The sequence below is a fragment of the Paenibacillus sp. FSL H8-0175 genome (genome assembly GCF_045040615.1).
Lineage (GTDB): Bacteria > Bacillota > Bacilli > Paenibacillales > Paenibacillaceae > Paenibacillus_AQ > Paenibacillus_AQ odorifer.
Window position 1 is genome coordinate 738854 of sequence record NZ_CP150299.1, and the last position, 17031, is coordinate 755884.

A 17031-nucleotide genomic window follows, 5' to 3' on the forward strand; every position below is an offset into this window, starting at 1 on the left:
CGAGCGCCCGCTTTAAGTTCAGTATAGAACAATAAACCTGACGACATTCCGTCAGGTTTATTGTTAGGTTGTATATTTTGCTGCTATGCCTGCTGCAAGCTGCCCCAGCTTTTGCCGAATATGCGGTGGCTCTAAGATTTCTACATGCATCCCGAAGCTTAGCAGGAAACCATACAGCCATCCATCCTCAGGATAGTTGATGGTAACCTTGTAACCTCCATTACCGTCGGGCAGTAGCTCGGTAGAATCAAACCGCTCTTCCGCTAGATGTTTGCTTTCAGCCTTAAACTGCAAAACGATGGGTGTTGCTGTTGTTACGGTTGATCTCTGATACTCGTTGCTCCAAGGCAGCTCGCTTGCATCCACATCTTTTGCAATAAAAACTTGGGTATTCTTAACGAGCTCTTTCATGCGCAACAGCTTAAATAGACGGAAATCCTGACGATTGAGACAAAATCCATATAAGTACCATGCTTGCCCCTTTAGCACTAAAGTATAGGGCTCTACCGAACGCTGGCTTGTCTGACCCGCAGCATCCACATAATCAAAGTTTACGGTCACGCTTTCCTCAAGTGCTTCTTTTAGAGTGGCAAGCTTTTCTTCCAGAATACGTTGAAGACCCCATGGGGAGAAGTCGATGATGAGCTGAGTTGTTTTGCTGCGGAAGGCGGCGGATTGGGAGGGCGGGATTACGCTGCTGATTTTTTCCATGAGCAGAGTATGTTCATTTCCTCCATAAGACGAGACGCTCTGCAGAGCCGTGAAAATATCCGCCAGCTCACGATCCGTCAAAACATTGCGGTCCAGCCGGTATCCTTCCATAAGCCCGATCCCACCGTTCGCTCCCTGATAGGTGACGATAGGAATTCCGGCTCCATTAATGCTTTCAATATCACGATAAATCGTGCGCACAGATACCTCGAACATATCGGCTAGCTCCTTCGCCTGAATTAGGCGGCGGTTCATTAGCAGGATAACGATAGAGAGCAATCGATCTATTTTCAAAAGACAATTCCTTCTTTCCCGGAGATTTCCGTGAAGTAATGCTGTATTTCATCTTAGCAAATCCTTGAAAATAAAGCATTGTCATAAATTAATGATTCGATTAATATCTAATTAGATATATGTATAAATAGATGAGATGAGGTTTATTTTATGAATAATCACTCAGCTGTTGCGATGTTTAGGAGTCATAAGGGATATTCACGATTGTTCACAGCCGGCTTGATCAATGGAATTGGTGATCGTTTTACTAGCGTTGCAGTACTAGCGCTGGTTCTGCAGTTGACGGGATCAGGCATGGCGGTAGGGATTTCGTTAGGTGTGAGACTGTTTCCTTATTTATTTCTGGCCCCGCTTGGAGGCATACTTAGCAGCAAAATTCCACGCAAATATATCATGATAGCTACAGATATGCTGAGGGTCCCAGTAGCCTTAGCCTTTTTATGGGTGGATGGGGAGGAGAAGCTGTGGTTGTTATATATGGCAAGTTTTTTACTGGCAGCGGGCGAAGCCATTTACAGCCCTGTTCGTAAGTCCACTATCCCCTTGCTCGTCACCAAAGATTCTCTGCTGACCGTCAACGGACTAGAGCAGTTAATGAGCGGCTGCGTGCTGATCCTTGGAGCGTTCAGTGGAGGGGTGGTGTCGATGTGGTTTGGTCCGGAGGCAGCATTCATTATGAATGCAGTGTCTTTTTTAATCGCAGCGATGTTAATTTACGGTATCGATTTTCCACAACATTCGGAAATGGTGACGGTGGCTAAGAAGGCTACATATTTTCCTGAGGGGGACTTAGAAAAATCCGATAAAGAAGCACAATACGGTCGGCTGCGTGCTCTGGGAATGGTAATTGGCGGAAGCTTAACGTTGCAGGTCATTTTCGGTTATGAGCTGTTGGTGCCGTTGCTAAATGGTCTGGATAATGTACTGATCAGTGTCTATGCGATACAGGTATTTCACGCGGGGGATATTGGAGTGGGGGCATTTTATGCGGCGCTTGGCATCGGTCTTAGCCTTAGTTTTTTTACCTCACGTTATTTAAAAAAGGGGCTGCTGATTGTAGCCATCGGAGGGCTTTTACTAGAAGGTGTATTATTGATGGGCATCAGTGTCAGCAATCATTTTGCGGCAGCATTTATGTTATACATCCTGCTGTCATTTGCCGGGGGGACGGGGAATGCCTGTCTGGATACGCTCGTTATGCAGGAAACCCCATCTGCTATGCAGCCCTTTGTGTTTGGTCTCCTGTCTGCAGTAGGAAATACGCTGCTGGGATTATCTATGCTGTTCGCCGGGTGGCTATTAGAAGGGGTGGAACCAAGAATGGTAGGGTTTGCTGGGGGAGCGGGATTTGCCATAGTTGCGCTTTTACTCGCAGGATACGCGGGGGTACGCAGCAAGAAAAAACGTACTTAAAAAGGGCGGTGGCTTCACCGTCCCTTGGAAGTTTTTTTAACCTGAGTCTGTAGCTTAATGGCAGCTTTGCGCGGGAACAGGCGGATGCTTATCTTTTTGCGGTAGCGATACAGGATTACAAGGGCAGCTATAGCTACACCGCCAGAGATAATCCATAGTGCATATAACTCGAATAAATGGAAAATACCCATCCACTGCGGACCAAATACCCGTCCTATGCCAAGAAACAGCACTACCCAGAATAATGCTCCACTATAAGCGTAGAGGGCGAATTTACGGAAGGGCAGCGCAACTATACCAGCAAAATAGCCGGTAAAGTGACGAACGCCTGGAATAAAATATCCGATGGAAATAAGGATACTGCCGTATTTCTCGAACCATTTTTGCGTTTTATCCAGCTTGGCAGGGGAGAACAGCAACCACTTTCCGTATCGCTGGATGAAGGGCATTCCGGCTTTTAAGCCGACAAAATAGGTGAGGGTCATCCCCGCTGTGGTCCCAGCAAACGCCACTAGAATCAACGTTATGAAATCAAGTCTTCCCGTATAGGAAAGAAAACCTGCAAAAGCCATGGTAGTTTCTCCGGGAAACGGCAAGGCAACAAATTCGAGCAGCAATCCAAAAAATAATACGCTATATCCATATTTGCTGAATAATTCTTGTATAAAGTTCAGCATTTCCATAAGATTCTCACTCTCCAAGGGGCAGTTGCCTTATTCTATTTTGAAGCTTGTCTTCATACAATCTACCAAATGGCTTTTGAGCCAATAGAATGCTGGAGGTAGAGAAGATGAAAGGTAACAAAAACACTCACGGCCGCCGAAACTTGATAAGCGGATTGCTTGTTATGGTTGTAATCGTCATCGTAATGCTGGGATGGAACGCAGGGGAGAGTGTAGATTCTTGGATGAATCGTTCATTACATTCCGCAAGCGCGGAGTCTGTCTCTGTTAAGAATAATCTCCCGTTAGTGGCGATGCAAGAATTGCCTCCTAAAGCAGAGTCCATTGTGACTGCTTCTCCAGAAGTTAAATTGAATTCCAGTACGGCACAAGTATCCAAGGTGTCGACAACATATTCAGCAATTGCGGCCGCAAAGAAAGCTTCAAAAACGGTCTATATTACATTTGACGACGGACCGAGTGACAATACCTTCAACGTTCTAAAAATTTTACAGCAGCAAGGTGTGAAGGCGACCTTTTTTGTCCTTGGTAATCAAGCGAAAAGCCATCCAGAGCTAATTAATGCCATATGGGAACAAGGACATGCTATTGGCAATCATACCTATAATCATAATTACCATGATTTATATAGTGGATTCACTGAATTTTGGAGCCAGATTAAAAAGACCGAAGAAATTGTTCGGGGCATTACAGGGGTTCGCCCACAACTTATCCGCGCCCCGGGCGGAACCTTTGATCACTTTGATAATACCTACTTCAATTTGTTGAAGCAAGCCGGTTATATCGTTACGGATTGGACGGTGGACAGCGGGGATTCTAAACGCAAAGGGGTACCGGCGTCAGAAATCTTAAAAGAGTCAACCGCAGATCTGAAGTCCTCTCGGGTTATTCTGCTGCTGCATGATGGCGGCGGCCATCAGGAGAGTGTTAAAGCACTGCCTGATATTATTGCGCGTTATAAGGCTGCTGGGTACAGCTTTGGCCTTTTAGATGAGACGGTGGAGCCTGTACAATTCAGAGTCTCCTCAAAAGCAAATAGCTTGGGCAGAGTGAAACCTTCGGAAGCTTGGATCACCTCGAATATCATACCGAATGCAGAGCTGTTTGCGCCCGGCAAACCTTTGGTGCTGGAGGTTGGAAAGCTGGAGACGAAGCTGGCGCCAGGTGAATATGCTCTGCAAAAAGGGAAATATATGGTGCCACTTCGCGCTGTGATCGAACGGCTGGGAGGGCAGATTAGTTGGGATGCGGGCAGTCGCAGTGGGAAGATTGCCTGGAACGGCAAAGATATCATCGCGGATGTGGCGAACAAGGAACTCCTGTTAAATCTTCCTGATCATATTCAAAAGATAAACGGTGCCAGTGTGGAGATGATTGGCGGTTCTATCTGGGTATCGCTGCGTGAGCTGCTGGAGACAGCCGATCATCCTCCTTTAAATATAAGCGTGACGGAAGGTGAGCGCCGGGTAATAGCCTTCTGAGATTTAGCGCTCAGGCAGTTTTTTTAAAAGAAAAAAACAATGTCTGGGCACCCTTTTTCATGGGAAGAATAGATAGTAATAAGTTCCTCAGCTGGGAACAAGTCTAGACCCAAAGGAAGGGTGTTCGTTCCATTGTCCTCTTCAAAAAAAGTAGAACACAAATTAAATAACAAGACTGAAAGAGTTAGAAGCTATCCGCGTAGCCGTAGTGCGTTGGCTGAATGGTTGCGGATGCTGGCTGTGGCTGGAATTATAGGTGTTTTATATGCATGGCGCGGAGGCGCATCACTCTTATTTCTGCTGATCGCTGTAGGCGTTATCATGGTTGGCGGACTGATTGTTCAACTTTCAGGTCCACGGGCGATAAAGATTGAACGGACAATCACTCCAGTAAGACCGATAGCTGGAAGTACATTGCTTGTGAAGGTGCGGGTGAATTTCTCTGCCCGGCTTCCACTGCCATGGCTGACTATCGCTGATTTTTGGGGGGACAGAGGACATCACAAGCTACTGTTTCCGGGATTCAGACGCTCTTTTGAATACACCTACCTTCTTGAGAATATGCCGCGGGGACATCATCATTTGCAGGGCTGTAGAGTAACCTGGGGAGATTTGCCCGGCTGGTTCACAGGCCGATCTGAGCCTGCTGAAGAGCATAGCGTTAAAGTGCTGCCAGCCCCCCTATATTATGGCGGAGCAGTCCCGGACAGCGGCTTTATTAGCGGTAATTCGCTCTATTCCAGAAGGGGAAGAAGCAGCAATGATGAGACCATGGAATCGCGGGAATATGAGCCCGGTGATCCGCTTAGCCGAATTCATTGGAAGAACAGCGCCCGGCTAGGAAATCTGCAGAGCAAAGTTCCAGAGCGTGAAAAGGCAAGAATGAGCTGTATCGTGTTGGCTAATGATCCCAAAAGCTATGAGATTCCAGCCAATGCACTTACACCTCGTGGCAGTCGGGAGGAGCAGCCTCCGGTATTTGAGAAGGCAGTGTCAACGGCGATGGGGCTGATGCTCTTTGCTGAGCAGTCAGGTGCTTATGTCCAGTTATTTAGCGGAGGCTGGCCGGAAGGAATGGCTAGGCATGAAGGACTGGGTAAAATCCCAGGGAGAGTGCTGGATATTCTAACTGATATTTCTCCGAATGGAACAAGAACCCTGTCCGAGCTGTTGGAGGATGCTTCTAGAGGCTGGATTCCGGGAATGACCGTTGCTATAGTGACCGGAAGATTAGAGGAACAATCCGCTAAGGTTATCGCTAAATTCTTAGTGCAAGGTGTAAAAGTTGAGCTCTATTATGCTTGGGATCAGCCAGCTCCGCTGCCTGCTGAGGTAATGCTGCAGGAGATCCGCCAGCCTGTGCGGGGAACGGTCGGGGATAGTCTGGGTCGTCTGGGAGCACGGATGTTTTGTCTGGATGATGCATTGCCAGCTTACAGGCTCAGGGAGGTAGAGTACCATGAATCATCCGGAAAACCAACGCTACGGTAAGCGGATACCGGGTGACACAAGCTTCTCTATGAATGAGCACAGTGGGAAGGAACCAAAGCAGCTCCATTTGGAAAAACTGGAGAACAGTCATGCCGGTAAACAGAGAAAGATACCTCTGTATTATCGCATGCTGTTCTCTTTGGCTATTTTGGGGCTGTTTTTAGAATGGCTGCTCCCTTTATATAGAACGACTTCATTGGAAGATACTGCTAGATTGCTGCAGATTCTGATGATTTCTGCTGCCGTGCTGTTGATGTGGGGAATCCTTCAGATTCCCGGGTGGCTATTGCTAAGTATCCAATGTTTGATGATCGGCACAGCTTGGCTATATCTATGCAGCGAGAGCGTAGGGACAGGATGGCTGGGCATTTATGCAGTAGAAATTCCAAATGATCTGATTTTGCTCTTTTCCGGGCATGTTTCTCAGCTAAGCGAGATCAGCAGACTTTTGATTTTGATTGTTGGCTGGGGGCTGCTGGTATCTTCGGTGCAGCAGCTTGCACTTTTCAGAGGTAGTACGCTGCTGTTTACAGCGGTGACCCTCATTTATCTATTAGTTCTGGATATTGGCTTTGGCGTTAATACGACAACGGATGTTGTAATATCAGTCGGGCTTATTGTATGGATGCAAGCAATGAGTGGTTTGCTCCGTCTGCGGGAACGGGTGGGCAGCATTCACCTGCCGTATGCCCGATGGGGAGTTTTGGCATTAGCAACTGCTATATTCGTCATGATGACAGCATGGTTTGGTGGGCAGGTATATGAAGTACGACCGCCTAACCAAACTACACTCCAGTCAACCTTTGAAAAGCTGCAGGAATGGGCTTCGGGCCATATGCCGGAAGATAATGAGGCTATACCTGCAGGAACAACAGGGTATAGTACAAATGATGGAGAACTGGGTGCTCCATTATCACGCAATACCGAGCCAGTCTTCACAGCATTGACCAGCCAGCGTACCTATTGGCGCGGGGAGAGCATTGCCTATTATGACGGTCGCCGTTGGATCAGAGGGGGTGAGGAATTTACTCCGCTTAACTTGTCCAGCCTGCCTCAGATTCCGGCGACGGTAACCACTACTAATGGGGGGCGGACTTTGCAACAGCGGATACAATTTGCCAGCCCCTCTTCCGGCGGAATTCCTGTATTCAATGCGGGCACCCTAACAGATGTTGAGACAGTTCAACTATCCAATGGCAGCCAGCTTGGTTATGTTCTGGCGAATAAGGACAGGGATACCTTTCGTCTGCCAGATTCGGTGGGGTCAACTCGGATCACTGAGTATATAGTTGATTCTATACTTCCCGAGAGTAATCCAGTACTGCTGCGCGGTTTGGGTGACGCTGATCCACAAGAAATAAAGAATAAATACTTGCAACTGCCTGATTTATTACCTGAGCGAGTGAAAGCTCTGGCAGAGAAGCTCACAGCTTCCTCGGGCAACCGATATGACTCCGCAACCGCCATTCGGGATTATTTGCAAAACGGGTATTCTTACACGCTGGATACCATGGTTCCGCCAGCTGGGGCTGATTTTGTGGATCATTTCCTGTTTGAGACCAAACAGGGTTACTGTGTGCATTTTGCCACAGCGATGACCGTATTGCTGCGAAGCACAGGTATTCCAGCGCGGTATGTTCAAGGCTACGGACCTGGAACCCAGCAGGAGGAAGCCATGCCGGCGAAGTATTTAGTCACCCAAGGGGATGCGCATGCTTGGGTAGAGGTTTATTTTGCCGGCGCAGGTTGGGTTCCTTTCGATCCGACGCCGGGTCCTGCGCTTGCGGCTGGCTTCCCTGCGCCGGCACGGCCTGCTGCCGCAGCAGTCGCACCGCAAGCAACGCGCAGCGCGGAACTGCCCGCCCTGCCGCTGGCGGGCGGGCCCTTTTCAGCGCCGCTCGCTGCCGCGGCGCTGCTTCCCGCCGCCGCTTGGCGCTGGCGGCGCAGCCTGGCTCTGCTGCTGGCCGCGCGTCGCGGCAGCAGCTTGAGCCGTGAGAGGCAGCTGCGCGCGGCCTCTCTGGCTTGGCACGGGCTGGCGGAGCGGTTTGGACCGCCGCCGCCCGGCGTTACTGGCAGGGAGTATGTGGACTCCCTGCGGATTTACGATGCCGGACTAGATGTAGCCGTCCGGCAGTTTGTCCGCCAGTGGGAGACCCTGGCGTACGCGCCAGCTTCGGCCTCCACAGCCGTGATCTCTGCCCGCGACAATCCCGTAGACTCCGCTCCCGCCCTTGGCGGCGAACCTGCGGCTTCTGATGCGGCCGCGTTTATTCGCGAATGTCTGCTCATTACCTTCCGTTTAACATAAACGGCTAAGAACGCTTAGATCCGCTATCTAATTTATGCCATAGCAAGGAAGGTTCTGCATGAAGTTTTATCACTCTCTGATTATGAGAGGCGTGTCCTCCTTTCCTTGACGATGAGAATTAACCATGAGTATAATGAATCCAATAATCAAGGGAGGCACGTAATGAACAAGCCAAATGAAATTATCGTCGTTCTCGATTTTGGGGGACAATACAACCAACTTATCGCGCGCAGAATTCGGGACCTGGGAGTATACAGCGAACTTTTGCCGTACAATACGCCAGTTGACAAGATTAAAGCACTTTCGCCTAAAGGAATTGTCTTCTCCGGCGGACCTAGCAGTGTATACGCTGAAGATGCACCACACGTAGATCCGGCTATTTATGATCTAGGAGTGCCGATCTTCGGTATTTGTTATGGGATGCAGCTGATGGCTCATCAGCTTGATGGTAAAGTAGAACGTTCGGCTAAACGGGAATATGGTAAAGCTGATGTTGACTTTGCAGAAGGAACTGCTTTAGTTGCAGGATTGGAGAACCGCCAGACTGTATGGATGAGCCACGGTGACCATGTAGTTGAGCTTCCAACAGGCTTCAAGCTGGATGCAGGTACAGAAAGTGCTCCAATTGCAGCAATGAGCAACGCGGAGCGCAAACTGTTCGCTGTGCAATTCCACCCAGAAGTACGTCACTCCGTTCAAGGTAACGAGATGATCTCGAACTTCTTATACCAAGTTTGTGGTTGCGACGGCAAATGGACAATGGAATCGTTTATCGATGAAGCCGTTCAAGATATTCGCAATCAAGTCGGAGATAAAAAAGTACTCTGCGCTCTTAGTGGCGGAGTGGATTCTTCCGTTGTGGCTATGCTTATCCACCGTGCAATCGGAGATCAATTGACCTGTATGTTTATTGACCACGGCCTTCTGCGTAAAGGTGAAGCAGAAAGCGTTATGGAGACTTTCGTAGGCAAATTCGATATTCATGTAGTGAAAATCGATGCACGCGATCGCTTCATGAGCAAACTTGCAGGTGTTGAAGACCCTGAGCAAAAACGTAAAATCATTGGTAACGAGTTTATCTACTGCTTCGACGAAGAGTCAGCTAAGCTCGGAGATTTTTCATTCCTTGCACAAGGTACGCTTTATACGGATATCGTTGAGAGTGGAACAGCTACAGCGCAAACCATTAAATCCCACCACAATGTGGGCGGCCTGCCAGAAGATATGAAATTCAGCTTGATCGAGCCGCTAAACACCTTGTTTAAGGACGAAGTTCGTAAACTCGGTGAAGAGCTTGGCATGCCACGTGCGATCGTATGGCGTCAGCCTTTCCCAGGTCCAGGTCTTGCTATTCGTGTCTTGGGTGAAGTAACAGAGGACAAGCTTACCATCGTTCGTGATTCTGACTACATTCTGCAAGAAGAAATTGCTAAAGCGGGATTAGACCGTGAAATTTGGCAATACTTCACTGCCCTGCCTAACATGAAGAGTGTCGGAGTTATGGGTGATGCTCGTACGTATTCCTACACAGTAGGTGTTCGTGCAGTAACTTCCATCGATGGCATGACCGCTGACTGGGCACGTATCCCATGGGATGTTCTTGAGAAAATCTCTGTACGTATTGTCAACGAAGTTGAGAATGTAAACCGCGTAGTGTATGACATTACTTCGAAACCACCTGCAACCATTGAGTGGGAATAGCATATAACAATAAGAAACCTGCAGCTCCTTATTTATTAAGGGACTGCAGGTTTTTTTATTAACCGTGAAGCTTGTGACGGACCCTATATAGCAACTTTAGAGAATGTGATAAACTGGGAAAAATATACTTACAGGAGCCATTAGAATGGGATTCTCACTTATTGGAACACTAATAGCTATGGTTATTCTTGCCCCAAGTTTACTGATGATTAAGTTTCCGCCCGATCATGTTCCCAGCGGTTTAAAAGATGCCGGCATCGTCTACACCCTTTTGGAGAGAGTAGGGCAGTTGGGGTGTATAGCCATTCTTGCGATTTCAAAGGATAACTTTGAAAATGTAGAATTCGGGATCTGGGCTGCACTTATCTTTGTGTTTATCACGATTTATTACGGTTTATGGATTCGTTATATGGTTAAGGGACAGCAATTCAGATTATTATGGGCTCCATTATTGTTTCTTCCGATTCCCATGGCAGTTCTCCCTGTTTGTGCATTTGGATTTGCGGCTATATGGGGCAGATCTTTCTGGTTGGGTATTGCAGTGATTTGTTTAGCTATAGGGCATTTTGCTAATTCTTGGCATAGCTATCAGTATTCCAAAGGGCAATAAGCCAGGGAACATCGAAATTGTTTTATAGGGAAAAATACCCATTTGATAAGGCTTTTGATAGTTAATAAGCTGCATGATTTAAAGGATTTTGGGGTTGAAGTTAAAGATAAAATTGTATGAATTACGAACAATAGAAAAAATAAAGTCGAAAATGTTCGCTTTTTTCATTGACAACTTATGTGATGTCCACCTAAAATGATAAAGCACAACAACATAATTCTTTCGTATATTTCCGGGAATAGGCCTGGAAGTTTCTACGAGGTCACCGTAATGACCTGGCTACGATTAAGAAGAGCTGAGCAACCCGTATTGTCCTGAATCTAGGGCTATAGTCATGGGTGCTACTCTTTTTTTCGAGCCGGTGTCGATCAGATACCGGCTTTTTGTTGCTGTCAGCCACAACATACCTTAGGGGGAGAACAATTTGAATCGGTTTTTCAAGTTGAAAGAGAACGGCACTACAGTACGTACAGAGATAATGGCCGGCTTGACTACGTTCATGGCTATGGCTTACATCCTGTCGGTTAATCCGAGCACATTAACAGCATTTGGCCGCATCGATATGGGCTGGTACTCTGTATTTCTAGCGACTGCGCTGGCAGCAGGTATTTTCACCATTGCAATGGGCGTGTTTATAAACTTTCCAGTAGCATTGGCACCAGGTATGGGACTTAATGCATACTTTGCTTCCGTAATTTTGTCTTCTGCAACCTCAGAACATCCATTCACTTGGCAAATGGGTCTGACCGCAGTATTTATTTCCGGTTTGATCTTCATCCTGCTTACGGTTACCCGAGTGCGGCAGATCTTACTGACAGCCATTCCTGACAGCTTGAAGCATGCCATTACCGTAGGTATCGGGATGTTCATTACAATCCTTGGGCTTAAGAACAGTGGTTTGATGACGATTGGTGTCGAAGCTGGTAAAGATATTTCCGCCAATACATTCACAGATGTCCTATCCTTTGAAACAATTATTCATATGGGTAGCCTAGAGAACACTGATGTACAATTGGTAATTATCGGATTGCTTCTTATTTCCATCCTGATGGTACTGCAAGTTAAAGGTGCGATTTTATTCGGTATCTTGGGTACAACCCTCGCGGGTATACTGATGGGTGTAGTTGATTTTGGCTCTTTGTCCAGTCCGACAACCCCTTGGGTGCCTGACCTGACGCAATTGAACTTTTTCGAATTTGACTGGGATGGAATCCTGCACACCGGTATTGTTTCAGCAATCGCAACATTCACTTTTGTAGAATTGTTCGATACATTTGGTACACTTGTAGGTACTGCTCAACGCGCTGGTATTATGGACAACCCTGAAGAAGGTAACAAACGTGTAGGTAATGCAATGTTTGTCGATGCCATCGCTGTAGCTGGTGGTGCGGCATTGGGTACTTCCACTACTACTGCTTTTGTAGAAAGCGCGGCAGGTGTTGCTGAAGGTGGACGTACAGGTCTTACAGCTGTAACAACGGGTGTGTGCTTCTTGCTTGCGTTATTCCTTGCACCAATAGTGGCTCTGATCCCTGGATCTGCTACAGCCGCAGCATTGATTGTCGTAGGTGTGCTCATGGCACAATCGATTCGCGAAATTGATTTTCAAGATATGGTTGTTGCGATTCCAGCGTTCCTTACTCTAGTAATCATGCCTTTCACTTATAATATTGCTAATGGTATTTCCTTTGGTATCGTAACTTATGTAATCCTTGCTTGTGTAGCTAACCTTGCTGGCAAGAAAAAATACGATATTCACTGGATGATGTGGGTACTTGCTATTCTGATTATTCTCCGTTATGTATTTCTTGGTAGTGCGGGCTAACTCATATATAGCATACAGATGTGCATTCAACGGCTCCTTCATAACTGAGGGGGCCCTTTTTTTATATTTTTGTTGGCACTTAACCATTCAGGCTAGTCTATGTTTCTAGCTTTTCATCATCTATGATTTAGATTATATTGTTGAAGAGGTGATGTTCAGGACGAGGCAGCCTTGGCGTTAGAGTCCAATTTGTTCCCTCCTTGATCCTGATCTCTGTTGATTTTGTACTGAAAATACTTCAAACCCCTAGGTGGTCCTATGGTCTTACCATTTTGTTAGTTCTCTCGCTTTATGCTGATAGAATGGCCTGTTTTTTTGCTCCGGTATTTGCTTTAGCCACTGCGATTCTTCTATTCTATATAAGAGTCTATATAAGAGCCTTGAAGCTTAGAGCGATCCTATGGAATGGAATATTGTGGATGGAAGGGTCTGCGATCCAGATAAGGTTAACATACCCTATATTTATATGCTCTTTTATGAGAAAATCAATCCAAATGATTTCTTAGCAACGGTGAAATACACTAATTCGGGAGTTGTTTTTCAGAAGGGATATGCTTTTGGCTGGACTAAGATGAATATAGGACGAGGTGAGGTTGGGACGATGATCAAGAGTACACGTGCGGCCGTAATGACTGTATTGATGCTGTTATTGTTTGTGCTTCCTGTAACAAGCATTTATGCAGAGGGGAATCTATTGCAGAACCCTGGCTTTGAGGAGGGGGGAGATGATGCGCCTTCTAACTGGACTAAGGATATGTGGATTTCAGGAGATAATTCAGGCCTACTTTCAATCCAATCGGAGGAAGTTCATTCCGGCAGCAAGGCGGCAGTCATTGAGAATATCGAGCCCAATCATTCGAAATGGGTGCAGACGATTGAGGCTACGCCGAATAGTTATTATAAAATCTCTGGATGGATCAAAGTAGTAAGTACAGCAGGGGAGGGAATGGGCGCCAACATTCTTGCCGTTGGAGTAGGCGGGGGGTATCCCAGCGTAACTGATACGGCAGGTGAATGGCAGTATCTTGAATATATCGGCCAGACAGGACCGGAGCAGAAGTCATTTGGCATAGGCGCAAGTCTGGGCGGCTACTCTAGCTTGATTCAAGGTAAGGCTTATTTTGATGATTTTGCTGTAGAAAAATTAGACGCGGCTCCTGAAGGGGCTAACGTCATTTCGCTGGATAGTTCAGCGGTTAGTCCAGATGCCGGCGACAAAAAGGCAGACACTCCACATAAAGTATCTCCAACTAAGATGTTGCTGATTTCAGCGCTGTTTAGCGTGTTTTTTGCAGTGCTTTATACTAAGGCATTCCGTAGTGAGAAGCTTATGAAGCAGCCTGAGAATATTTATTCCAAATGGCTGAGCATTGCCATCGGAATTGCTTTTATCCTGAGAGTGTGGATTGGTCTTACCGCGCAAGGATATCAGAATGATATGAATACCTTTATTTCTTGGGGACAGCGTATGGTGGATTTAGGCCCAGGCAAATTTTATGAAGAAGGTTATTTTGCCGATTATCCTCCTGGCTATTTGTACATATTGTACGTGCTTAGCGCCATTCGTGGCGTTTTAGGATTCACTCAGGGCTCAGGTGGAGAGAATTTGCTCTTCAAGCTCCCTGCGATCCTTTCTGATTTGGTACTCGGCTACTTCATTTATCAAATGTCACGCAAAAAACTCGGCACAGGAATAGCTTTCGGCTTAATGTTGTTGTTTCTGTTTAATCCAGCGGTACTTATTAATTCAGCGGCTTGGGGACAAGCAGATTCATTCTTTTTGATCTTCCTGCTGCTCAGTATCCATGGCGCTGCGAACAAAAAGTTTGTCCGCTCCGCAATTTTGTTTGCCTTAGCGACGCTAATTAAACCGCAAGCGTTGATATTCACGCCGGTATTGTTGTTTGCTTTTTATCATCACCGCGCTTGGAAGCAGCTTGGATTCGGAGCTTTGTATGGATTAGGGATCTTCGGATTGCTTGCGGCACCGTTTTTCTGGAATAACGGAGGTCTGGTAGGGATTATTGATCTTTACAAGAGTACGTTATCTTCCTATCCGTATTCTTCAGTGAATGCATTTAATCTGTATGCACTGACTGATCCGATGTGGTCATCCCTTGATCTAACCTGGCTTGGCATTCCATACCGTGTATGGGGCTTCATATTTATTTTAGTGGCTGTAGCTGTTGCGGCATTTTATTCCTTTAAAAAGGATCGCTTGGATCTGACCAAATCCTATTTTATCGGGATGGTGCTTATAGTAGTGGTCTTTGTGCTTGGCACCAAAATGCATGAACGTTATATGTTCCCTGCTCTTATTCTTTGTTTGTTTACTTATATAGAAAGTCGGGACCGCCGCTTTTTATCGCTATTTCTCGGATTCAGCTTAACGCAATACATCAATGTGGCGTACACCTTATCCCACCTGAATGCAGATGTTAGCCCGGGTGCAGACGGAATCGTATTAGTGACTGCTATAGCTAATCTAGCATTGCTGCTTTATATGCTGAATATCGGATACGATGTGTATGTCCGCAAGGGAATAAAACCTCTTCCAGCGCCAATTACACCGGAAGAACAGTATGAAGAAGATTTGAGAGTTGTCGGGCAAATTAAACCGCATCAGAAGGGAGGGCGATTTAACGATGAAGTTTAAGCGTATAGATTGGATATGCATAATAGCTATCACGGCCGTTTACGCAGCGCTTGCTTTATATAATCTTGGCTCTACTAAATCTCCAGAGACCTTATGGGAGCCTGCTGCCAGTGGTGAAAGCTTCTATGTAGATTTGGGGCAGAGTAAACCATTGGAACGGGTCAATATCTTTGGTGGCGTGGGAACGGGTAAGTTCAAGCTGGAATTCAGCGACAATCCTGAGGTCTGGAGCAGTCCGATGGATGTCAGTGAGGATGTCGGGAATGTCTTCATCTGGAAAAGCCAACCCCTGAACGTTACAGCGAGATATGTGAAGTTAACAGTTACCTCTCCAGGGTTCACTTTGAACGAAATGGCCTTTTATGAGCAGGGGGGAGAAAGAATCCCCCTTCCTATTGCCGGTGTGACACCGGATGCTAACGCAGTACCTAAAAGAGGAGCAGCGGCCAATCTTTTTGACGAGCAGGCGCTCATTCCGGAATATTCTAACTTTATGAATAGCACTTATTTTGACGAGATCTATCATGCGCGAACAGCTTATGAATATACACACGGGATAGTGCCTTACGAGAATACGCATCCACCGCTTGGCAAGCTTTTGATTGCCATAGGTATGGAGCTGTTCGGAGTCAATCCATTCGGCTGGCGTATTATCGGAACCTTGTTCGGAGTTGCCATGTTACCTCTTATATATGTAATGGCGCTGCGTTTGTTTAAGAAAAGCAAATACGCCGCCCTCGCGGCAGGATTGTTTGCGCTGGATTTCATGCATTTCACACAGACAAGAATCTCCACGATTGACGTATACGGAGTATTCTTCATTATGTTGATGTTCTATTTTATGCAGCGGTATTACACAATGAATTTCTACAAGCAGCCTTTAAGAAAAACATTAATTCCGTTATTCTGGTCTGGCTTATTCTTCGGAATCGGCGTAGCTTCGAAATGGATTGTGCTCTATGGAGGAGCAGGGCTGGCCATTATGCTGGCTATCTCCCTTTTTGAACGCTACAGAGAATACCAAGCCTCCGGACGCCTGCTGGCAGAGGGGAAGATTAAAGACAAGGAATTGCTGGGCACCTGTCGTGAAGCAGTAGATTCTTTTTGGAAAAAGACTATTATTACGTTGGCTAGTTGTATCGGGTTCTTTGTAATTATTCCAGTAATTATTTATAGCTTATCTTTTGTGCCGGGGTTATCTGCATCAGCAGAGGGCTTCACTATAAAAGGTTTGATTGATTCCCAAAAGAATATGTACAACTACCACAGCCAGCTTGTAGCTACACATCCTTTTGCTTCCTCATGGTGGCAATGGCCGTTTATGAAGAGACCGGTCTGGTTCTTTAGCGGCGGTGAAGGTTTGCCGGAAGGTCAGGTCAGCAGTATAGTGACTATGGGGAATCCGCTTATCTGGTGGACGGGTATTTTTGCGATGTTGGCAACGCTGTGGATTACGCTGAAACGTAAAGATAAGAACCTCTACATGATCTGGATCGCCTTCTTCTCGCAATATGTTCCGTGGATGCTTGTCCCAAGAGAAACATTTATTTACCATTATTTTGCTATGGTGCCATTTATGATTCTTGGTATTGTATATATAATGAAGTTGCTGGATAGTAAATTCCCTGAGGCCCGTTACGTACAGTATGTCTATGTAGCTGTTGCTTTGCTGCTCTTTATTGCTTTCTACCCGGTACTGTCAGGGATGCAGGTCAGTGGAGATTACGTGAAAGATATGCTGCGTTGGTTCCCAACTTGGGTTTTCTAGGATTTAATAAAAATCTATAAAATAAGTTTATGCATGCAGCGTTATTATGAAGTGTAGATGGATGTAACGCTCCAAAAAGCTTGTAGGAGG

At 46.4% G+C, this 17031-nt stretch carries 11 protein-coding genes and 1 riboswitch; of the genes, 9 read left to right on the plus strand and 2 right to left on the minus strand.

Going from position 1 to position 17031, the window contains the following annotated elements:
• Window positions 1-63: 63 nt before the first annotated feature.
• The gene (locus MHH46_RS03270) at window positions 64-1005 is read right to left on the minus strand and encodes a YafY family protein (RefSeq protein ID WP_076130530.1); all 942 of its coding nucleotides are present in this window, start codon (window positions 1003-1005) and stop codon (window positions 64-66) included.
• Between the two features lie 150 nt (window positions 1006-1155).
• On the opposite strand from MHH46_RS03270, the gene MHH46_RS03275 reads away from it, so the two are divergent.
• Window positions 1156-2418 (plus strand): MFS transporter, encoded by a 1263-nt coding sequence (locus MHH46_RS03275; RefSeq protein WP_076130531.1) that lies wholly within the window; start codon window positions 1156-1158, stop codon window positions 2416-2418.
• Window positions 2419-2432: 14 nt separating this feature from the next.
• Here MHH46_RS03275 and MHH46_RS03280 read toward each other — a convergent pair whose 3' ends face one another.
• A complete protein-coding gene (locus MHH46_RS03280; protein ID WP_076106058.1) occupies window positions 2433-3101 on the minus strand; it encodes a DedA family protein in 669 nt (222 codons plus the stop codon).
• A 107-nt stretch (window positions 3102-3208) separates the two neighbouring features.
• On the opposite strand from MHH46_RS03280, the gene MHH46_RS03285 reads away from it, so the two are divergent.
• From MHH46_RS03285 to MHH46_RS03320, 8 genes are all read left to right on the plus strand, one after another.
• Complete coding sequence (locus MHH46_RS03285; protein WP_076130532.1) at window positions 3209-4582, plus strand: polysaccharide deacetylase; 1374 nt, start codon at window positions 3209-3211, stop codon at window positions 4580-4582.
• Between the two features lie 132 nt (window positions 4583-4714).
• A complete protein-coding gene (locus MHH46_RS03290; RefSeq protein ID WP_076130533.1) occupies window positions 4715-6073 on the plus strand; it encodes a DUF58 domain-containing protein in 1359 nt (452 codons plus the stop codon).
• Entirely contained in the window at window positions 6042-8381 is a 2340-nt protein-coding gene (locus tag MHH46_RS03295) for a transglutaminase domain-containing protein (RefSeq protein WP_076195068.1), read from the plus strand. Before MHH46_RS03290 ends, MHH46_RS03295 begins: the two co-directional genes overlap by 32 nt.
• Before the next feature lie 162 nt (window positions 8382-8543).
• Window positions 8544-10082, plus strand: coding sequence for a glutamine-hydrolyzing GMP synthase (gene guaA, locus MHH46_RS03300; protein ID WP_036679874.1), 1539 nt, complete (start codon window positions 8544-8546; stop codon window positions 10080-10082).
• Between the two features lie 145 nt (window positions 10083-10227).
• Entirely contained in the window at window positions 10228-10692 is a 465-nt protein-coding gene (locus MHH46_RS03305) for a hypothetical protein (RefSeq protein WP_076106071.1), read from the plus strand.
• A gap of 202 nt (window positions 10693-10894) precedes the next feature.
• A riboswitch (purine riboswitch) is annotated at window positions 10895-10994 on the plus strand.
• A 122-nt stretch (window positions 10995-11116) separates the two neighbouring features.
• Window positions 11117-12517 (plus strand): NCS2 family permease, encoded by a 1401-nt coding sequence (locus MHH46_RS03310; protein WP_036679893.1) that lies wholly within the window; start codon window positions 11117-11119, stop codon window positions 12515-12517.
• Window positions 12518-12917: 400 nt separating this feature from the next.
• On the plus strand, window positions 12918-15173 hold the full coding sequence (locus MHH46_RS03315; RefSeq protein WP_076195066.1) for a glycosyltransferase 87 family protein: 2256 nt from the start codon (window positions 12918-12920) through the stop codon (window positions 15171-15173).
• Window positions 15163-16941, plus strand: coding sequence for a phospholipid carrier-dependent glycosyltransferase (locus MHH46_RS03320; protein WP_076195064.1), 1779 nt, complete (start codon window positions 15163-15165; stop codon window positions 16939-16941). The genes MHH46_RS03315 and MHH46_RS03320 overlap by 11 nt, the downstream gene beginning before the upstream one ends.
• Window positions 16942-17031: the final 90 nt, after the last annotated feature.